The following is an 18,505-nucleotide window of genomic DNA, read 5'->3' as shown; positions in this document are numbered from 1 at the left end:
GGCTCGGCTCAGCGGACCACGGTCTGCACGTCCGGTGCGTGTCCGTTCCAGGTGACGAAGACCGAGTTGGTCGCGCCGTCCCTGGAGAAGTCGATCCGCATCCACTGGTCGCCGTTCCACATCTGCATCTGCCAGCCCGCGTCCGGGGTGGCCGAGACCAGGTCGGCCCGGTCAGGGTGCTCGTCCAGCGCCACCCGCCCGCCGGGCACCAGGTAGCTGTGCACGGTGCTCGCCTGCGGCTGGGCCGGCTGCTGCGGCTGGGCCGCACCGCCGGTCGGCCCGGTGGTGCGCCGGGCGGGGGAGGCCGAACGGGGCGGGGTGCTCGGGCTGGGCGCGGTGCCGCTCGGCGGGTCGCTCGGCGGGTCGGGCAGCGTCGCGTCCGGCGAGCTGGTCCCGACCCCGCCCGAGGCCGCCGGGGTGGCCGAGCCGGGCAGTGCCAGGGTGGCGGGCGGATCGAAGGCGGCGTCCGAGAGCACCGAGCTGACGCCCAGCCAGGACAGCAGCACCGCTGCCGTGGTGGCCACCGCCCAGGCGCCCGTCTGAACCAGTCCGCTTCGCATCGTGCGGACATCCTGCCGCATCCGTCCCGCGAGCAGGTCAGCGCCCCGGGCCGGGTGCGCCACCCGGCGGGGCGGTGCTGGTCCGCCGACCGAAAATGGTCAGGGTTCTTGCGAAATTCCCAGATGCCGTACCGTGCAGCCCCATGGCAACAGTCCTGGTGGTCGAGGACGATCCGTTCGTCCGTTCGGCCCTGATCCGCCACCTGACCGAGTCGGGCCACGCCGTACGCAGCGTCGGCACCGCACTGGAGGCGCTGCGCGAGGTCGCCCAGGTCGGCTGCGACCTGGTCATCCTCGACCTTGGCCTGCCCGATCTGGACGGCAGCGAGGCGCTCAAGATGATCCGCGGGCTGACCAACGTCCCGGTGATCATCTCCACCGCCCGCGACGACGAGGCCGAGATCGTCCGGCTGCTCAACGACGGTGCCGACGACTACCTGGTCAAGCCGTTCTCCGGCGAGCACCTGACGGCCCGGATGGCCGCGGTGCTGCGCCGGCTCGGCGGCACCGCCGCCCCCGTCTCCCCGGTGCTGCGGGTCGGCGCGCTCGCCATCGACGTGCAGCGGCGCGAGGCGCTGCTGGAGGGCCGGGCGCTGGACCTGACCCGCCGTGAGTTCGACCTGCTGGCCTTCCTGGCCGCCCGGCCCGGCGTGGTGGTGCCGCGCAAGGAGATCCTGGCCGAGGTCTGGCGGCAGACCTACGGCGGCGACCAGACCATCGACGTCCACCTGTCCTGGCTGCGCCGCAAGCTCGGCGAGACGGCTTCCAGCCCGCGATACCTGCACACCGTGCGCGGGGTCGGAGTCCGGTTGGAGGCGCCGGCGGTGCCGGTGGAGCCGGTGGAGCCGCGGCCGTGAAGCGGGGTGCGGCCCGGGGGGAGCGGGCCGACGGGCGCAGCGGCGGCTCGCTGCGCCGGGAGCTGGTCAAGGCGGCGGTGGCCGGCACCACCATGGTGGCGCTGGCATTCCTGATCCCGCTCGGCCTGATGGTCCAGAAGACCGCCCGGGACCGGGCGTTCGCGGCCGCCGACCGGCAGGCCGCGGCACTCGGCCCGGCGCTGGCGATCACCACCGACCAGGACGCGCTGGCCCGCGCGCTGGCCAGCACCGATGCCGGCGCGCGCGGCCGGATCGCGGTCCACCTGCCCGCGCCGCAGGCCAGCGCCGAGACCGAGGGCCCGACGCTGGGCACCGCCCGCGCCGTCCCGGCCGACGTCACGGCCGCGGCCGACCAGGGCAAGGTGCTCACCGTCCAGGTGCCCGGCGGCTTCGCCCGGCTGCAGCCGGTGGCGGTGGACACCAGCCGGATCGCGGTGGTCGAGGTCTACGTGGCCGAGGCGGACCTGACCCGCGGCGTCGCCACCGCCTGGCTGGTGCTCTCGCTGGTGGCGCTGGGCCTGGTGGCCGTCGCGGTGCTGGTGGCCGACCGGATGGGCGCCCGGATCGTCCGCTCGGCCGGCCGGCTGGCCGGTGCCGCCCGGGCGCTGGGGACGGGTGACCTGGCGGTGCGGGTCCCGGTCGAGGGCGCCGAGGTGGACGGTTCTCCCGCCGAACTGCGCGACGCTGCCACCGCGTTCAACGCGATGGCCGACCGGGTGGTGCAACTCCTGGCTGCTGAGCGCGAGCTGGCCGCCGACCTGTCCCACCGGCTGCGCACCCCGCTGACCGTGCTGCGGCTGAACGCCGCCTCGCTGGGCAACGGCGACGCGGCCGACGCCACCCGGCACGCGGTGGCCCAGCTGGAGCGCGAGGTGGACCAGATCATCCGCTCGGCCCGCCGCGCGCCCGCCGACGCCCCGGCGGTCACGCTGGGCTGCGACGCGGCGGAGGTGATCCGCGAGCGGGTCGGCTTCTGGTCCGCGCTGGCCGAGGACGAGGGGCGCACCTGGCGGCTGCACGGCGCGGAGGTGCCGGCGCCGGTACCGGTGCAGCGCGGCGACCTGGCGGCCGCCGTGGACGCGCTGCTGGGCAACGTGTTCCGGCACACCGCCGTCGGTACCGCCTTCTCGGTGGACGTCACCGCCACCGAGCACGCGGTGATCGTGCTGGTCGGCGACGCCGGACCGGGCTTCGCCGACCCCTCGGCCGCCGTGCGCCGGGGCGAGGGGCACGGCGGCGAGGGGTCCACCGGCCTGGGCCTGGACATCGTGCGCAAGCTGGCCGAGGCGGCCGGCGGCGACCTCGCGCTGGGCCGCTCGGCCGGGTTGGGCGGGGCCGAGATCCGGCTGCGGCTGGGCACCGGGCCCTCGGTGCCGGCCCCGGGCGCCCGGCGGCTGGGCCGGGGCCGGCGGCGGTCCGCCGAACCGGGCCCGGCTCTTCCTTAACGCTTGCCTAAGGGACGGCTACCACTGCCTGAGCTGCCGGTTTCCGGCCCCGGCAGGCAGCTAGCGTCGGCGGCGCCGGAGCCACTCGCACCGGCCTCCCCGACCTCCCCGCCCCCCTGGAGCACGACGATGAGCAAGCAGAGCACCCGCCCGGCCGGCCACCGCCGGCGTAGCCGCAAGGGCACCGTGATCGGCGCGAGCGCAGTGGCCACGGCCGTGCTGGCCGGCACGGTGGCGGTGCTCGCCGCCAGCGCCAGCGCCGCCCCGCTCGGCGCCGTGTACAGCCGCACCAGCACCTGGGACAGCGGCTACACCGGCCAGTACCTGGTCAGCAACGGCGAGTCGGGCACGATCAACGGCTGGACGCTCAGCTTCGACCTGCCGGACGGCGCGAAGATCGACTCGCTGTGGAACGGCACCTTCACCGCGACCGGCCAGCACGTGGTGGTCAAGCCCGCCTCCTGGAACCAGCAGATCGGCGCCGGCCAGAGCGTGGACGTCGGCTTCGTGGTCCAGGGCGCCGGCAGCGCCCAGGCCGAGCCGGGCAACTGCCTGATCGACAACGCGCCCTGTCGCACCAGCAGCGGGCCCACCCCGGTCCCGTCCGGACGCCCGAGCACCGCGCCCCCGGTCACCGCGACCCCGTCCGCCACCGCCTTGGCGACCGGCGCCCGGCCCAGCGCATCCGCCAGCAGCGCCAGGCCGACCCCGGCGCCGACCACCGCTGCCCCGAGCCCGACCGGCACCAGCACCCCGGTCCCGGTCCCGGCCGCCGGGGCCGGCTTCGCCCCGTACGTGGACACCTCGCTCTACCCGGCCTACGACCTGGTGGCCACCGCCAAGGCGAGCGGCGTGAAGAACTTCACGCTGGCCTTCGTGGTCAGCGGCGGCGGCTGCGTGCCCAAGTGGGGCGGGGTCACCGACCTGGCGGGCGACGCGGTGGCCGGGCAGCTCGGCGCGCTGCGCGCGATCGGCGGCGACGCCCGGGTCTCCTTCGGCGGCGCCAACGGCACCGAGCTGGCCGGCGCCTGCTCCTCGGCGAGCGCGCTGGCCGCGGCCTACCAGCAGGTGGTGGACGCCTACGGGCTGACCAGGATCGACTTCGACGTGGAGGGCGGTGCGCTCGCCGACGGCGCCGCCAACACCCGCCGCGACCAGGCGATCGCCCAGCTGCAGCAGAACGCCGCGAGCAAGGGCCGCAGCCTGGACGTCTCCTTCACCCTGCCCGCCCTGCCCACCGGCCTGACCCAGGACGGGATCACCCTGGTCAGCGGCGCCAAGGCGGCCGGCGTGCAGATCGGCGCGGTCAACATCATGGCGATGGACTTCGGCGACGGCGTGGCGCCCAACCCGAACGGGAAGATGGGCAGCTACGCGATCGACGCGGCCACCGCCACCCAGGCCCAGGTCAAGAGCGTGCTCGGGCTGACCGACGCGGCCGCCTGGGCGAAGGTCGCGGTCACCCCGATGATCGGCGTCAACGACGTCGCCAGCGAGGTCTTCACGGTGGCCGACGCCCAGCAGCTGGCCGCCTTCGCCACCAGCAAGCACCTGGCCTGGCTGGCCATGTGGTCCGGCACCCGGGACAAGGCCTGTGCCGGCGGCGCCAAGGGCTACGCGGACGCCAGCTGCAGCAGCATCGTCCAGCAGCCGCTGGACTTCACCAAGGCGCTGGGCGCCTACGCCGGCTGACACCTCGGTTCGGCCGCGGGACCGGGCGGCACGGGGGTGCGCCCGGCCCCGCAGCCGTCCTGGTCCCAGGCCGTGCGGGCGGTGCTCGGGTATGGTCGTTGGCTGGTCGGCCGAGTCCGGTGGACCGGGCGGCTGGACGGAGCAGGCAGTGACAACGGTGCAACAGGAGCGGCGGTCGACGACCGCCGTGCGCGAGGTGCGCGAGGCCGTCCGCCAGGCCCCGCGCCGCCAGCTGCGCACCGCCGTGCTGATCGCGCTCGGCTCGCTGCTGGCCTACGCGGTGGTGCGCCACTTCATCGGCACCTCGATGGTCGACATGGTCGTCTACCGGGCCGAGGGCGCGGCCGTGGCGGGCGGGCACGACCTGTACGGGCTGCGGGTCACCCAGTGGAACCTGCCGGCCACCTACCCGCCGTTCGCCGCGATGCTCTTCGTGCCGGTCACCTGGTTCCCGGTCCCGTTCCTGCGGATCGCGATCACGCTGGGCAACGTGGTGCTGCTCGGGCTCACCGCGCTGCTCTCGTTCAAGCTGGTCGGCTGGCCTCGCCGGGAGCTGCGGCCGGCCGGGGTGGTGCTGGTGGCCGGGCTCGGCGTCTGGCTGGAGCCGGTCTTCACCACGCTGCGCTACGGCCAGATCAACCTGATCCTGCTCTGCCTGGTGCTCTGGGACCTGACCACGCCGGACAGCCGCAAGTGGAAGGGCGTCGGGATCGGCATCGCGGCCGGGATGAAGCTGACTCCCGGGTTCTTCGCGGTCTACCTGCTGCTCACCGGCCGGATCCGGGCCGCCCTGGTGGCCGGCGGGACCTTCCTGGCCACCTTCGCGCTCGGCGCCCTGGTGCTGCCGGACGCCACCTGGGGCTTCTGGACCAAGTACCTCTACGACTCGTCCCGGGTCGGCAAGACCGAGATCGTCGACAACCAGTCGCTGCGCGGCGTCTTCGCCCGCTTCCTGCACCTGGCCGACCCCGGCACGGCCGCCACGGTGGGCGCCGCGCTGGTCGCGGTGGCGGGCCTGGCGGTCGCGGTCGCCACCTACCGCAACGCCCGCCGGCTGCCGCGGGCCGAGGCCTGGGGGATCTGCTGCGCCGCCGTCACCGCGCTGCTGATCTCCCCGATCAGCTGGACCCACCACTGGGTCTGGTGCGTGCCGCTGCTGGTGCTGCTGGCCGCCGAGGCCGCAACCGAGCGCGCCCGGCCGCCGGCGGTGCGCCGGCGGCGGTGGCGGACGGTGTTCTGGCTGACGGTGGTCGGGTTCTGCTCCTTCTCGATGTGGCTGGTGCCGCACAAGGGCATCACCAACCTGCAGATGAACCTGTTCAAGCAGGTCCCGGCCGGGATGTACCCGTGGATCGGGCTCTGCTTCCTGGCGGTGGCCGCGGTGCGGCTGCGCTCCGGGCGCCGGTCGGCCGGGCTGCCGCCGGTGCCGCGGCAGCGGGAGCCGGAGCAGCCGTTGCCGGTCGGCCCGGCTCGGTAGCCGGTCGGCCGAGGCGGTCGGCCCGGTCGGGGTGACCGCCGTGGGGAGCCGCTCACCCGCTCAGGCCAGCAGGTCGGCGAGGGAACCGTCCAGGTCCAGCACGGTCAGTTCGCTGCCTGGTGGCACCAGCCGGTGGCAGCGCTCCAGCCAGGCCGCCACCGCCGGAAGCGGCGCCTCCAGCAGCGCGTCCCCGCCCGGCGAGGTGAGTGCCAGGCAGAGCACGCTCTGGCGCCCGTTGCAGGTGGGCCAGATCCGCACGTCCCCCTGCCCGCACGGGCGGAAGGTGCCCTCCACCAGCAGCTCGCGGGCGAACACCCAGGTCACCGGGGTGCCGGTGTCCAGGTGGAAGGTGATGTGCACGGCGTACGGGTCGTGGCTGCTGTAGGAGAACCGGGCGGGGACCGGAACGCTTCGCTCCGGGGAGAGCACCAGCTTCAGCTCCAGTTCGTGCTCCACCACGCTCGTGCGGCTGTCCATGTCGGCGAGTCCTCTCGTTCGGTCGTCGCCCGTGAGGGGCGCTACAACCAGGGAGAGCGGGGTGGGCCCCGACTCTTACACGGCTTTCGGCGAGTTTCCGCGATCGGCTTTCACCACGGTTGCGCGCGGCCGGAGCGGGGCGCACGGGGCGGGGCCGCGCGCGGGGCGGGGGAGGGGCCGCGACGGGCGCCGGGGGGCCGGTGCGCGGGTAGACCTCGGGGTCAGCCAACCGGGTCCGCGGGCGCGGTGTCCCCGGAACGGCGAAGTCGCGCGCAAGTTCCGGCGCGGGCGGGACGGAGGAGCTACCCTTTGTGACTGCCCGGCGACGTGGCGTGCGCCCCGCCGGAGGCTCTGAGGCTCCCAGGAGAGTGGATCTGCAATGCCGGACCAGCCGTTGCCGACCGGTCACACCGCCGTGGTGCCCGAGCCCGGCTACTACCCCGACCCGTCCGTACCGGGCTTCGTCCGCTACTGGAACGGGACCGCCTGGGTGCCCGGGACCAGCCGGCCGGCGCCCGCCGCCGGGGAGGTGCTGGTCGCGCCCCGGTTCGCCGCGCGGGCGGCGCAGGCGGCCGCGGCGGGGCGGTACATCCCGCCCCCGGTGGCCGTCGTCCCGCAGTCGGCGCCGGCGCCGGAGCCGACTCCGGCGCGGCTGGTGGCCGCCGGGCCGGAGACCGGGCCGGTGTTCCTGGACGAGACCGGTGCCGGGGCGGTGCTGATCCGGGGCGAGGAGTGCGGGGTGGGGGCGGGCTGGGCGGATCCGCGGGCGCAGCCCGGGCTGCTGGAGCCGGGGGAGGTGTCCCGGGTCTCCTGGGGGTCTCCGGAGCCGGTGCCGATGCCGGGCCCGGGGTCGGCTCCGGGCCCGGCGGAGGCCGTTCCGGCCCCGTCGGCGGCCGCGGCTCCGCCGGATGGCGTGGTGGCGCCGGAGGCCGTGGCTCGGGCGGCGGCCGTGGCACCGCTGGAGGTCGCGGCACCGCCGAAGGCCACGCCCGCGCCCGTGGTGGCGACGCGGCCGGCGCCGGTGCCCGCGCGCCGGCCGGCCGCGCACTCCCGCTCGGCCGCGCACTCCCGCCCGAGCCGCTCGCCCGAGCCGTCCCGCTCGGCCCGGCTGCCCCAGCCGGCCCGGGCCGCCCGCCGGCCGGCCGCCCCCGCGGCGGTCCGGGCGGGCCTGGGCCGGCGGGCGCTGGCCCGGCTGGTGGACACCGTGCTGCTCGCCGCCGTGGTCGCCGCCGTGGCCGTGCCGGTGGTCTCCGCCACCGACAGCTACCTGCAGCGCAAGCTCGACCAGGCCCGGACGGCCAGTCACCTGACGGGCCGTGAGGTCCAGGTCTGGCTGGTGGACGGCACGGTGCTCGGCCGGGCCGGACTGCTGCTCGGCACCGTGCTGCTGGCCGGCCTGCTGCTCGAGGTGCTCCCCACCGCCAGGGCGGGCCGGACCCTGGGCAAGCGGCTGGCCGGCGTGCGGGTGGCGGCGGTGGACGACCAGCGGGCGCCCGGGTTCGGCCGCTCGCTGGTGCGCTGGCTGCTCGGGCAACTGCTGGTGCTGACGGTGATCGGGATCCCCGCCCTGGTCTCCTGGCCGGACCGGGTGGGCCGCAGCCGGGTGCTGCGCGGCTGATCCTGCGTCGCATCGACGGCTCCTGCCGAGCCGGTGATCGGCCGAGCGGCTGGCGGCCGGGCGCGCGATCGGCCGGCCGGCTCGCACCTGCCAGTCCCACGACCGTTGCTGATCCCGTGTCAGCTTGGGCGAAACGGGTCAGATATCCGCAGAACATAAGATTTGCGGTGATCTACTGCTGGCATGAGCACCTACGACCCTTCGAGCCCTGAGCCGGAGGGGGGCGGCCAGCCCCCCTCCGACCAGCGGCCGCCACAGCCGGTCCCGCCCGCGAACACCCCGCCGCCTGCGCCCCACGGCGGCGGCTCGCCCTACGACGACACCCCGCCCGGGGCCGGGCCGTACCAGGGGACGTACGGGGGCAGCTCGGACCCGTACGGCACCCCTGGCCCGACCGGCGGCCCCGGCCCCTCCGGCGCCCCCGGCCCGTCCGGCCCCCACAACGGGGGCCAGTACACCCCGTACCAGCCGCCCGCCTACGGTGACGTGCCGGTGGCCGGGATGCCGCCGGTGGGCAGCTGGCCGAGCCGGATCCTGGCCCGGCTGATCGACTACGTGATCATCCAGGTGGTCGCCGCCGTCCTGGTGCTGCCGTTCACCGGTTTCGGCAGCCGCAACGGGTGGGCCGGCGCGGTCTGGCTGTACTACGGCCTGTACCTCGTCTACGAGGGCGTGATGCTCGCGCGGGACGGTCAGACCGTCGGCAAGAAGGTGATGAACGTCCGGGTCGCGATGCTGGCCGACGGCTCGGCACCGACCGGTTCGGCAGCCTGGACCAGGGCCGCCGTCTTCACCCTGCCGGCCGCGATCTGCTGCGGCCTCTGGTGGCTGATCGACGGCGTCTTCGGCGTCTTCGACAAGCCGTTCCGCCAGTGCGTGCACGACAAGGCGGCGAAGACCGTGGTGGTCTCCACGAACTGACGGACCGCCCGGTGCGACGGACGGCGGTGCGGCCCGCGCTAGCGTGTGGGCCGCACCGCCGTCCGTTCCACAGGGGGACCCGATGGACCCGATCACCGCACCATGGCCGACCACCGAGGCCGACGCGCTCGCGGAACAGGAGCGGCTGCGCCCGCTGGTCTCGCTGACCGGCCCCGGGCCGGCCTCGGGCGCACTGGTCTGCGGCGTCGACGTGGCCTACGACGACGACCGCGACGTGGTGGCGGCCGCCGCCGTGCTGCTCTCCTACCCCGACCTCACCCCCGTCGCCGAGGCCACCGCCGTCGGCCGGGTCCCGTTCCCGTACATCCCCGGCCTGCTCGCCTTCCGCGAGGTGCCCGCCGTGCTGGAAGCCCTGGCCCAACTGCCCGCGGCCCCCGCGCTGATCGTCTGCGACGGCTACGGCCAGGCCCACCCGCGCCGCCTCGGCCTCGCCAGCCACCTGGGCGTCCTGACCGGCGTGCCGACCATGGGTGTCGCCAAGACCCCGTTCCTCTTCACCGCCACCGAGCCGGCCCCCGCCCGCGGTGCGTGGACCCCGCTGCTCGACCCCGCCTCCGGCGACGAGGTCGGCCGCGCGGTGCGCACCCGGGCGGGCGTGAAGCCGGTCTTCGTCTCGGTCGGCCACCGGATCGGCCTGCCGGAGGCGGTGGAGGTGCTGCTGGCCCTGACCCCCGAGTTCCGCCTGCCGGAGACCACCCGGCGCGCCGACTCACTCTGCCGCCGGGCCCTGGCGGCGGCGGTGGCGGACCCGGTGGAGTGACGGGGCGTCAGGCCGGGGTCGGGGTGGCATCCGGAGGCACCGGGAGCGTGACTGCGGTGGCATTGACCTCGCGGCTGCCTTGGGGGCATTGCGGCAGCTGTCCACCCCGATCCGGACTTCGACGTCCGGCCCGCTCGGTAGCCGAACCGGATCGCCGCGACAGCTCGCGGTCCGAGGATGCAGCGCACGGGGCCGTTCGGTGCCGCGTCCAATGTTGCGACGGGGGGCAGCTGCCGGCCCGACAGAGTGCCGGAGCGGCCCGGCGCCAGGGCGCTCTGAACGAGATCGTGCGCCAGGTGCGGATCGCCCGTGATCAGGTAGGCCGCACGCAACAGGACGGCTTGGCCCGGAATGGTTGTCCGACCACTGGCTGAGGTTGCCGGCCGTCAGCCTCGAGCGTGCCGGCAAGCGTGCCAGGAAGATCCACTCTTGTGGTCGTACCAGCACGGTGCGTAGTGGACAGCAGGGGTGGGCGTTGCGTTGAATGGTCGGCAGCCTCGGGAAGGCTGAACACCTGGACGTGGATCTGGACCTGACGACGGCTGGGGAGGCACGGCGACGTGGCGGGCAAGGGGAGCAGCAGCGCGGGTAGGGGCGCGGGTACGGGTGCAGGGACGGGCGCGGGCATCGGCTACCGCGTCGAGGTGGCGGGCCTGCGGACCTTCGCGGGCCAGGTGCGCGGACTGCTGGAGGAGTTCCAGCAGAGCGCCGACGGTCCGGCCACCCACACCAAGTCGGGTGTCGGGCGCGGCTCCTTCGGCGAGTTCGCGGAGGCGACCGCACTGCACGACCAGTACGACATGATGCGCGACGGCCTGCGCGACGTCCTCACCGCCCTGCACGCCGCCATCGACGAGGCCCAGCGCAAGGCCGACCTCACCGCCACCGGCTACGAGGAGCAGGAGCACCACACCGCTCAACGGCTCAAGGTGAGTCCGGACGGCTGGTCGCTGGGCACCCCCGCCAGCCCGCCCGCCGCCCCGCCACCGAAGGTGCGCACGGTGGCGGCGGACAAGGGCGCGCCGAGCGGCGGGACCGCACTGCCCACCTGGTGACCCGTCAGCGCAGCTAGGCAGCAGGGCAGACGAGCAGACCGGCAGGAAGGGCGAGGGGCGATCGTGAGCAGCGGGGTCACCGATTTCAACCACTACAGCCACGGCCAACTGCGCGCCATGGCCGAGGCGCTCAACTCGGGCGACGTCATGTCCGCGAGCGACCCCTGGCGGCGGGCCTCCGACGTCCTGAAGCAGATCCGCGCCGCCCTCGGCGCGGCCTCCGGAGCAGCCGTGGACTCCTGGGAGGGCGCCAGCAGCGACGCCTTCTACGAGGCGATGACCAAGCTCACCAACAGCGTCAACAACACCGCCGCCTACGCCAACGACGCCGCGAACACCCTGAAACTGATGTCCGAGGCCATGGACCAGGCCAAGCACGACATGCCCGAAGAACCCGACTTCTGGGACCAGATGGGCAACGCGATCTCCGACACCTGGAACAGCGCCATCGGCGACCGCAGCGACAGCACCCAGATCCCCCTCGCCGACGAACGCAAGACCCAGGCGGTCGCGGTGATGCAGACCTTGGCGAACAAGTACCGCGTGGCGGCGAGGGTGCTGAAGCCGCCACCGCCACCGGGGATTGAGGATGAGGTTCCGCCGCCGGACCCATCAGTTGGTGCTGCGATGAGTGCACTGGTCATGGGCGCAGGCCTGGGAGCACTTGGTGGTGCGATCGCGGTGGCGCCGGCCACGCAGCCGGCAGTTGCGGCTCGTCGCGCTGCGCCCGCGCGCCTCGGCGGCTCGGGCGGTGCAACTGGTAGAGAGCCCGGGATCGTTGGTGGTGTCGCGGCTCCGGCGCCCAGACTGCCCCAGTCGACGGCCGTTGGCGCCCCTGCAGCCCCCACGGACATGAGTCAGTTGCTCGGAGCCGGCACGGATGGCACGGCACTGGACAGCGTCACCCGGATGGGCACTGGGCCAGCAGCCACTGGCCCATCGTCAGTTCAGCTGCCGCAGTCGCCGGGAACGGGGACGGGGACGGGGACGGGGAGTCTGCCTGACGTTCGCACGCCGATGCGATTCAGCGGTTCGGTGGGACAGCCTGTTCCTGGGATCCCCGAGTTCCGGAACAGCGCCGGGTGGCGCGGCGGCGGACCCCGGAAACAGTTCCCCGAACGGGAGTTGACTGGCGGCGAGCGAGGACCAGGGCCGAGAGCGCGGCAACCAGGTGGCGCCATCGGGAGTGCGGAGGTTGGCCCGGTCGGACGATATGCCGGTGGCACATCTGAAGCCTTCACCGAGGGTGGCACCGGTCTCGGCGCGCGGAGTCGCCTGGCGCAGGACCGTGCGGCCATGTCACCCGAGACCGGTGTGGGGATGATGCCGGTCAGTCCCCAGGAATCGCGCCGCCGGAAGCGAAAGAAGGGTGTGCGGGCCGAGTACCTGGTTGAGGACTCGGGGACCTGGGTGTCGGGCCAGTTGCCTGGCCCAGGGGTGGTGGAATGAGTGGCTGAGATCGTCGAGGTTGGGGGACATCAGGTATGGCGGTCAGTCGGCCGGTGCGAGCCGTGGCCGTTCTCGCGGCCGGGGCGCTGACGTGGGTGCTGGCGGCCGCCCCGGCTGTCGCGGACGACATCAGGGATCAGCAGTGGCCGTTGCAAGCTTACGAAGCCTCAACCAAGGTGTGGCCGGTCAGCGAGGGGGAAGGCGTTACCGTCGCCGTTCTGGATACCGGGGTACTGGCAGACCATCAGGATCTGACTGGCCAGGTACTTCCGGGTGCCGATTTCACCGGCGAGAACACGAATGGCCAACGTGATGCCGTGGGTCACGGCACAGCTATGGCGAGTCTGATTGCCGGCCATGGCCACGCTGATCTGGCCGGCGTTATGGGCCTTGCCCCGAAGGCTCGCATCCTTCCGGTACGGATAGGACTCAGGGATGCAGACACAGTGGTCGCGGGGCCCGAGCTCAGGTTCGCTGAGGCACTCCGTTATGCGGTGGACCGTGGCGCGAAGGTGGTCAACATGTCCTTCGCAGCGGCACTGCGAACCGATCGGGATGCGCGCTCGGCAGTTCAGTACGCGCTCTCTCATGACGTGGTGCTGGTAGCCGGATCCGGCAATCTTGGTGCGGAGGTTGCTTATCCCGCAGCGTTTCCGGGGGTGGTCGCGGTCGGTGCGATCGATCGGAAGGGCAACATCTGGGAGAAGTCCGACCGCGGGCCGGAGGTCTCCGTGGTCGCACCTGGCGTGGAAATCCGGGACGCCGGTTCGAAATCCCCCACCGACTACCGCTACGCCACCGGCACCTCCGACGCCACCGCCTACGTCTCCGCCATCGCCGCGCTGGTGCGGGCCAAGTACCCGAGCCTGTCGGCCGGGCAGGTGATCCGTCGCATGATCACCAGTGCCGCTGCCCCTCCCGACGGCAGTGTGACCCCGAACGAGCGGTACGGGTACGGGATCGCGTCGCCTTCGAAGTCGTTGGCGGCGAATCCGGCTGTGGACGACGGGCCCAGGGACAATCCGCTGCTGGCCCGGGTGGAGTCGCAGGGGGCGCCGGAGTCGGTGGCGGCCTCGGCGGTGCCCGTGGTGGGCGCGGCGGGGGGAACGCCGGGGTGGCTCTACGTGGCGGGGGGCGTGGTGGCCGCGCTGGTGGTGGCCGGGGTGGGGTTCCTGGTGCGGAAGGGGCGGCAGGCACCGGGGGCGCACTAGGGTGGGTGGGATGACGAACGACACCATCGCCTTCTCCGGCCTGCACCACGTCCAACTCGCCGTTCCGCCGGGGGCGGAGCCGCTGTGCCGGGAGTTCTGGGGCGGCGTACTGGGGATGACCGAACTGGAGAAGCCGCCGGTACTGGCGGCCCGTGGGGGCTGCTGGTTCCGGGGTGGCGGCCTGGAGGTGCACCTGGGGGTGGAGGAGGACTTCGTGCCGGCCCGCAAGGCGCACCCGGGGATCCTGGTGCGGGGGCTGCGCGCGTTGGCGGAGCGGCTGGAGGCGCACGGGCACCCGGTGCAGTGGGACGGGGAGTTCCCGGGGCACGATCGTTGCTACGCCTTCGACAAGCTGGGCAACCGCCTGGAGTTCCTGGAGCCGCACCAGGGGTGACCGCCCACCCTCCGCCCCTGGTCGTTGACCGAGACCGTTCCTCGGCCAACGACCACGGGCCGACCGGTGGGCGGTCGGCGGTCGGCGGTCAGACGCCCAGTTCGCGGGCCTCCAGGTAGGTGCGCACCACGGCCATGCCGTAGACCGGCTGAATGAGTTGCTGACCCTTGAAGAACGGACGGGCGGGTACGAATCCGGCTGCGACGAGCAGTTCGCGGATCTCGGCTATCTCCGCCTCGCTGCGGGCGGTGAAGCGGACCTCCCAGCCCTTCTTGTACGCCGAACCCCGCTCGCCGGCCCGGCGGGCGGGGTCTGGGCGCCGGACGTAGCCGGGCAGCCGGCCCAGGCGCAGCTGTGCTGCGCTCAGACCTGATGTTTCGTCATATGGCATGTGCTGATGGTAGGCAATGCTCGCAGGGGAGTTGGGCCGAGGGACCCCGCCCCCGCGGGCGGCCCCGGTCAGTGCTGCTCGGCGGCTCGGGAGGCCTCCAGTGCCCGCAGAGCGGTCCGCTGGGTGTAGGCGAGCAGGGAGACGGTGATCGCGCCCATCGCCACCGCGAAGACCAGGTGGCCCAGTCGGCCGGTGACCGTGACGCCGACCGCGCTCAGCGCGAAGTGGCTGCCCACGCGCAGCCCCAGCAGGGCGATGGCGAGCTTGCGGGTCTCCTTGCCGCGCCACAGCGCCCCGGCCAGCCGCAGACGCTTGCGCAGCAGGGTGAAGGAGACCGCCAGGTTCACCGGGACCAGCAGCGCCAGCACCGGCCAGCAGGCGGGGTAGGCCTTGATCAGGTCGAAGGCGGAGGCGAAGACCGCCTCGAAGCCGAAGTACCAGACCGGCAGCCGCAGCTCCTCGATCGGCTCGGTGACCGCGGCCAGCCCCTTGGGCCGGTTGCGGCGGCGCTCCCGGCGGGCCTGGCGCGACTCCTTCGCCCCGGTGGCCTCCGCTGCCGGCCCGACCGCGTCCTGGGCCTCGGCGGCGGTCTCGGTGGCAGTGCCGCCGGTGGCAGCGGCATCCGAGGCGGTGACGCCCGTGGCAGTGCTCATTTCGATGTCCCCCGATCATCCCGGTGCGGCCCCTCGCCCCACCCGGTGAACACGATGATGCCTGCTGGATCGGCCGGCCGGCAGTGGGGGCTGGTCACCATTGCCGCATGACGAATGTCATGGCCGTCCACCTGCGCGGTCCAGAACGACCATCAGCTGACCGTATCTGCAATGACTTTGCTCCCAATTACTCCAAATGGGTGAGGGTATGGCGACTTTAGTGCGGGCCTGTCCCGGTTTGACGACGGTTGCGTAACGGTGCGTCAGGTTGGGGCTGTGGCGACCGGGTGACGGGGGAGGGTTGTCGCATGAGCTACCAGATCCCCTCCGCCGCCCCCTCGCTCGAAGAGCTGGCCCGGCGGCAGCAGAACGTGATCACGGCAAGTCAGCTGCGGGCGCGCGGAGTTCCGACCCGGGTGGTGAGCGAGCACTGCCGCCGCGGCGGCCCCTGGCAGCGCCTGCTGCCCCGGGTCTACCTGCTGCAGACCGGCACGCCTACCCCCGAACAGCGGATGTGGGCGGCGCTGCTGTACGCGGCGCAGAACGGGCGCCAGGAGGGCCACCGCGAGGGTGCGGTGATCACCGGTGCGGCCGCGCTGGCGCTGTACGGCTTCGCCGCCGTGCCGCGGCTGCCCGCGGTCACCGGGGTGCAGGTGCTGGTGCCCCGGCAGCGCCGGCTGCGGGACGTGGGGGAGGTGCGGATCCAGCGCACCGCGCGCGAGCTCCAGGCCCGCGAGGTGCACGGACTGGCCTGCGCGCCGGTCGGCCGGGCGGTGGCGGACGCGCTGCGCGAGTGGACCGAGGACGGGGCGCTGGAGAGCGGCGCGCTGGGCCCGCGGCTGCTGCGCTCGGTGCTGCGCGAGGCGGTGGCGGCCACCGGCCCGGACGGGCGGCGGGCCTGCACCCCGACCGAGCTGATCGCCGAACTGCGCGAGGCGTGCCTGGTGGAGATCCCCCGGATCCGCGCGGCGATGGACGAACTGCTGGCTGTCGAGCGCCAGTTCGTCCTGGGTCAGCTGCTCGAACTGGCAGCGGGGGAACTGCTGCCGGTGCCGCTGGTCCAGCCCGAGCTGCGGATGCGCGGCGGCACCTTCGTTGCGGTGCCTGACCTGTACTGGCCCGGGGCGGCGGTGGCGGTCGAGGTGGACTCGGCGCTGCGCTGCGTCAGCGAGGGCGAGGCGGCCTGGACCCGGGCCGGACAGCACCGGATGGAGTACCTGGGGGTGCGGGTGGTGTACGTCGCCGGCGAGCGGCTGGCCGCCGAGCCGGGCGCCGTGGCGGCCGAGCTGCACGCGGCGCACCTGGCGGGCGGCCAGGACGTGGTGGAGCTGCTGACCCCGCACGAGTGAGCCGCCCCCCCCCCCCCGCCGGCCCGCGCCCCCACGCCCCGCCTTCAGCCCAGCCCCCGCCTTCAGCCCAGCACCGGCTCGCCGGTCAGCTCCACCCCCGCCGCCCGCAGCTGTTCCAGCGCGGCCGCGGTGGTCCCGGCGGCCACCCCCGCCGTCAGTTCCAGCAGCACCCGCACCGCGAACCCCTCCCGCACCGCGTCCAGCGCGGTGGCCCGCACGCAGTGGTCGGTGGCCAGGCCCACCAGGTCCAGCTGCGTGACCTCCCGCTCGCGCAGCCAGTCGGCCAGTCGCCCGCCGTGCTCGTCGAAGCCCTCGAACCCGCTGTACGCCGCGGCGTGCGCCCCCTTCTCGAACACCGCCTCGATCGCGCCGGAGGTCACCGAGGGCGCGAAGTTGGGATGGAAGCCCACCCCCTCGGTGCCCGCCACGCAGTGCGGCGGCCAGCTGTCGACGTAGTCCGGCTCGGCCGAGAAGTGCGCGCCCGGGTCCAGGTGGTGGTCCCGGGTGGCCAGCACGTGGTCGTACTCCGGCCGGTGGGTGGCGATGTGCTCGGTGATCGCCGCGGCCACCTCCGCGCCCCCGGCCACCGGGAGCGACCCGCCCTCGCAGAAGTCGTTCTGCACATCGATGACGATCAGGGCCCGGCGCATGGCTTGCTTCCTCGCTGGTCTGGGTGGAACGGGTTCTCGGTGGGAGTGGGGCCACTCTAGGGAGTGCCGGGCACCCCGGCTACCCCAGCCGCAGCTCGGTGCCGAGGACCGGCTCGCCCTTGGACAACTGGGTGGCCGACAGCGGCAGCTCGGCCCGTGCGCGCAGGTGCCGGGCCCGGGCCGCGGCCAGCGGTTCGCGGCCGACCACCTCGCCGCCCTTGACCAGCGGCACCTGCAGCGCGAACGGCGCGAGCTCGGCCGGCAGCGGGCCGGTCCCGACCACCTCGGCCTCGGCCACCCCGTCGGCGTCCGGGCGGCGGGCGGCCCACTTGCGGCCGCCGACGCTGCTCTTGGCGCCGGCCGAGCGCTTGGCCACCGGCACCAGCGGGGCGTCGGCCTCGGTCGACCCGGCCCGGGCGACCAGCTTGTAGACCATCGCGCAGGTCGGGTGGCCGCTGCCGGTGACCAGGCTGGTGCCCACCCCGTAGCCGTCCACCGGGGCGGCGGCCAGCGCGGCGATGGCGTACTCGTCGAGGTCCGAGGTGACGATGATCCGGGTCTCCCGGGCGCCCAACTCGTCGAGCTGGCGGCGCACCCGGTGGGCCAGCAGGGTCAGGTCGCCGGAGTCGATCCGCACCGCGCCCAGGCCCGGGCCGGCCACCTCGACGGCGGTGCGCACCGCCTCGGCCAGGTCGTAGGTGTCCACCAGCAGCGTGGTGCCGGTGCCCATCGAGGCCAGCTGGGCGGTGAAGGCGTCCCGCTCGCTGTCGTGCAGCAGGGTGAAGGCGTGCGCGGCGGTGCCGGTGGTCGGGATCCCGTGCGCGAAGCCGGCCTGAAGGTCGGAGGTGGCGGCGAAGCCGGCCACGTAGGCGGCCCGGGCGGCGGCCACCGCCGCGGTCTCGTGGGCCCGCCGGGCGCCCATCTCGATGCACGGCCGCTCCCCGGCGGCGGCCGTCATCCGGGAGGCCGCGGCGGCGATCGCGGAGTCGTAGTTGAGGATGGACAGGATCACCGTCTCCAGCAGCACGGCCTCGGCGAAGCTGCCCTCCACGGTGAGCAGCGGCGAGCCGGGGAAGTAGACCTGGCCCTCCGGGTAGCCGTGGATGTCGCCGCCGAAGCGGTAGTCGGCCAGGTAGGCGAGGGTGGCCTCGTCCACCACCCGCTGGTCGGCCAGCCAGTCCAACTGGGCGGCGTCGAAGCGGAAGTTCTGCACCGCGTCGAGTACCCGGCCGGTGCCGGCCAGCACCCCGTAGCGGCGACCTTCGGGCAGCCGTCGGGTGAAGACCTCGAAGACCGAGCGGCGGTGCGCCGCCCCGCTGCGCAGCGCGGCCTGCAGCATGGTCAACTCGTAGCGGTCGGTGAGCAGCGCGGTCGAAGCCGCTGCCGGCGAGGTGGGCAGGGCGGACTTCGCCGCCACGAATGCCTGGGCGTCCATAAGAAGGATGGTACTACCACTTAGCGTCAGTTTGACGATTTCCGTGTCGACGGCCGGGTCGGAATCGCT

General features: G+C 74.0%; 18 protein-coding genes. 12 read left to right on the top strand and 6 right to left on the bottom strand.

Annotated features, from left to right (window positions below; all coding sequences use genetic code 11):
- Positions 1-8 precede the first annotated feature (8 nt).
- A complete protein-coding gene (locus C7C46_RS07955) occupies positions 9-560 on the bottom strand; it encodes a hypothetical protein (RefSeq protein WP_110667189.1) in 552 nt (183 codons plus the stop codon).
- A 143-nt stretch (positions 561-703) separates the two neighbouring features.
- Here C7C46_RS07955 and C7C46_RS07950 point away from each other — a divergent pair, with 143 nt between their 5' ends.
- The 4 genes from C7C46_RS07950 (at position 704) to C7C46_RS07935 (ending at position 6,052) form a co-directional block, all read left to right on the top strand.
- On the top strand, positions 704-1,417 hold the full coding sequence (locus C7C46_RS07950) for a response regulator transcription factor (protein WP_110667188.1): 714 nt from the start codon (positions 704-706) through the stop codon (positions 1,415-1,417).
- Between the two features lie 50 nt (positions 1,418-1,467).
- Positions 1,468-2,883, top strand: a complete 1,416-nt coding sequence (locus tag C7C46_RS07945) for a sensor histidine kinase (RefSeq protein WP_110667230.1) — start codon at positions 1,468-1,470, stop codon at positions 2,881-2,883.
- 129 nt (positions 2,884-3,012) lie between these two features.
- Positions 3,013-4,575 carry a glycoside hydrolase family 18 protein gene (locus tag C7C46_RS07940; RefSeq protein ID WP_110667186.1) on the top strand — a complete coding sequence of 521 codons (1,563 nt, stop codon included), beginning with the start codon at positions 3,013-3,015 and terminating at the stop codon, positions 4,573-4,575.
- A 148-nt stretch (positions 4,576-4,723) separates the two neighbouring features.
- Entirely contained in the window at positions 4,724-6,052 is a 1,329-nt protein-coding gene (locus tag C7C46_RS07935; protein ID WP_245984283.1) for a glycosyltransferase 87 family protein, read from the top strand.
- Positions 6,053-6,112: 60 nt separating this feature from the next.
- Here the strand turns inward: C7C46_RS07935 and C7C46_RS07930 are convergent, their stop codons facing one another.
- The gene (locus tag C7C46_RS07930) at positions 6,113-6,529 is read right to left on the bottom strand and encodes an SsgA family sporulation/cell division regulator (RefSeq protein WP_110667183.1); all 417 of its coding nucleotides are present in this window, start codon (positions 6,527-6,529) and stop codon (positions 6,113-6,115) included.
- Positions 6,530-6,908: 379 nt separating this feature from the next.
- Here C7C46_RS07930 and C7C46_RS07925 point away from each other — a divergent pair, with 379 nt between their 5' ends.
- From C7C46_RS07925 to C7C46_RS07895, 7 genes are all read left to right on the top strand, one after another.
- The gene (locus tag C7C46_RS07925; protein WP_110667181.1) at positions 6,909-8,147 is read left to right on the top strand and encodes an RDD family protein; all 1,239 of its coding nucleotides are present in this window, start codon (positions 6,909-6,911) and stop codon (positions 8,145-8,147) included.
- Positions 8,148-8,330: 183 nt separating this feature from the next.
- Positions 8,331-9,068, top strand: a complete 738-nt coding sequence (locus tag C7C46_RS37245) for an RDD family protein (protein WP_110667179.1) — start codon at positions 8,331-8,333, stop codon at positions 9,066-9,068.
- Between the two features lie 82 nt (positions 9,069-9,150).
- Positions 9,151-9,849, top strand: a complete 699-nt coding sequence (locus C7C46_RS07915) for an endonuclease V (protein ID WP_110667177.1) — start codon at positions 9,151-9,153, stop codon at positions 9,847-9,849.
- Positions 9,850-10,409: 560 nt separating this feature from the next.
- Positions 10,410-10,904: a hypothetical protein gene (locus tag C7C46_RS34855; RefSeq protein ID WP_181442247.1), complete on the top strand. Its 495-nt coding sequence runs from the start codon at positions 10,410-10,412 to the stop codon at positions 10,902-10,904.
- A gap of 63 nt (positions 10,905-10,967) precedes the next feature.
- Positions 10,968-12,353: a PPE domain-containing protein gene (locus C7C46_RS07905; protein WP_110667174.1), complete on the top strand. Its 1,386-nt coding sequence runs from the start codon at positions 10,968-10,970 to the stop codon at positions 12,351-12,353.
- A 62-nt stretch (positions 12,354-12,415) separates the two neighbouring features.
- Entirely contained in the window at positions 12,416-13,564 is a 1,149-nt protein-coding gene (locus C7C46_RS07900) for a S8 family serine peptidase (protein WP_181442246.1), read from the top strand.
- Positions 13,565-13,574: 10 nt separating this feature from the next.
- Positions 13,575-13,958: a VOC family protein gene (locus C7C46_RS07895; RefSeq protein ID WP_110667170.1), complete on the top strand. Its 384-nt coding sequence runs from the start codon at positions 13,575-13,577 to the stop codon at positions 13,956-13,958.
- A gap of 88 nt (positions 13,959-14,046) precedes the next feature.
- On the opposite strand, the gene C7C46_RS07890 is transcribed toward C7C46_RS07895, so the two are convergent.
- Both C7C46_RS07890 and C7C46_RS07885 read right to left on the bottom strand, forming a co-directional pair.
- Positions 14,047-14,349: a hypothetical protein gene (locus C7C46_RS07890; RefSeq protein ID WP_110667168.1), complete on the bottom strand. Its 303-nt coding sequence runs from the start codon at positions 14,347-14,349 to the stop codon at positions 14,047-14,049.
- A 68-nt stretch (positions 14,350-14,417) separates the two neighbouring features.
- The gene (locus C7C46_RS07885) at positions 14,418-15,002 is read right to left on the bottom strand and encodes a hypothetical protein (protein ID WP_110667166.1); all 585 of its coding nucleotides are present in this window, start codon (positions 15,000-15,002) and stop codon (positions 14,418-14,420) included.
- Between the two features lie 308 nt (positions 15,003-15,310).
- Here C7C46_RS07885 and C7C46_RS07880 point away from each other — a divergent pair, with 308 nt between their 5' ends.
- Positions 15,311-16,351: an acetolactate synthase large subunit family protein gene (locus tag C7C46_RS07880; protein ID WP_110667164.1), complete on the top strand. Its 1,041-nt coding sequence runs from the start codon at positions 15,311-15,313 to the stop codon at positions 16,349-16,351.
- A 62-nt stretch (positions 16,352-16,413) separates the two neighbouring features.
- Here the strand turns inward: C7C46_RS07880 and C7C46_RS07875 are convergent, their stop codons facing one another.
- Together C7C46_RS07875 and C7C46_RS07870 are read right to left on the bottom strand one after the other, a co-directional pair.
- On the bottom strand, positions 16,414-17,001 hold the full coding sequence (locus C7C46_RS07875; protein WP_110667163.1) for an isochorismatase family protein: 588 nt from the start codon (positions 16,999-17,001) through the stop codon (positions 16,414-16,416).
- A 79-nt stretch (positions 17,002-17,080) separates the two neighbouring features.
- Positions 17,081-18,436 carry a nicotinate phosphoribosyltransferase gene (locus tag C7C46_RS07870; protein ID WP_110667161.1) on the bottom strand — a complete coding sequence of 452 codons (1,356 nt, stop codon included), beginning with the start codon at positions 18,434-18,436 and terminating at the stop codon, positions 17,081-17,083.
- Positions 18,437-18,505: the final 69 nt, after the last annotated feature.

It is taken from the genome of Streptomyces tateyamensis, from assembly GCF_003205575.1.
GTDB classification, from domain to species: domain Bacteria; phylum Actinomycetota; class Actinomycetes; order Streptomycetales; family Streptomycetaceae; genus Kitasatospora; species Kitasatospora tateyamensis.
Note: the sequence above shows the minus strand (reverse complement) of the source record. Positions and strands in the feature narration are given on the sequence as shown.

What these genes read in the sequence shown, in the direction of transcription:
- C7C46_RS07955 (WP_110667189.1), bottom strand. Translation starts at nt 560, where the DNA reads ATGCGAAGCGGACTGGTTCAGACGGGCGCCTGGGCGGTGGCCACCACG.
- C7C46_RS07950 (WP_110667188.1), top strand. Translation starts at nt 704, where the DNA reads ATGGCAACAGTCCTGGTGGTCGAGGACGATCCGTTCGTCCGTTCGGCC.
- C7C46_RS07940 (WP_110667186.1), top strand. Translation starts at nt 3,013, where the DNA reads ATGAGCAAGCAGAGCACCCGCCCGGCCGGCCACCGCCGGCGTAGCCGC.
- C7C46_RS07930 (WP_110667183.1), bottom strand. Translation starts at nt 6,529, where the DNA reads ATGGACAGCCGCACGAGCGTGGTGGAGCACGAACTGGAGCTGAAGCTG.
- C7C46_RS07925 (WP_110667181.1), top strand. Translation starts at nt 6,909, where the DNA reads ATGCCGGACCAGCCGTTGCCGACCGGTCACACCGCCGTGGTGCCCGAG.
- C7C46_RS37245 (WP_110667179.1), top strand. Translation starts at nt 8,331, where the DNA reads ATGAGCACCTACGACCCTTCGAGCCCTGAGCCGGAGGGGGGCGGCCAG.
- C7C46_RS07915 (WP_110667177.1), top strand. Translation starts at nt 9,151, where the DNA reads ATGGACCCGATCACCGCACCATGGCCGACCACCGAGGCCGACGCGCTC.
- C7C46_RS07895 (WP_110667170.1), top strand. Translation starts at nt 13,575, where the DNA reads ATGACGAACGACACCATCGCCTTCTCCGGCCTGCACCACGTCCAACTC.
- C7C46_RS07890 (WP_110667168.1), bottom strand. Translation starts at nt 14,349, where the DNA reads ATGCCATATGACGAAACATCAGGTCTGAGCGCAGCACAGCTGCGCCTG.
- C7C46_RS07885 (WP_110667166.1), bottom strand. Translation starts at nt 15,002, where the DNA reads ATGAGCACTGCCACGGGCGTCACCGCCTCGGATGCCGCTGCCACCGGC.
- C7C46_RS07880 (WP_110667164.1), top strand. Translation starts at nt 15,311, where the DNA reads ATGAGCTACCAGATCCCCTCCGCCGCCCCCTCGCTCGAAGAGCTGGCC.
- C7C46_RS07875 (WP_110667163.1), bottom strand. Translation starts at nt 17,001, where the DNA reads ATGCGCCGGGCCCTGATCGTCATCGATGTGCAGAACGACTTCTGCGAG.
- C7C46_RS07870 (WP_110667161.1), bottom strand. Translation starts at nt 18,436, where the DNA reads ATGGACGCCCAGGCATTCGTGGCGGCGAAGTCCGCCCTGCCCACCTCG.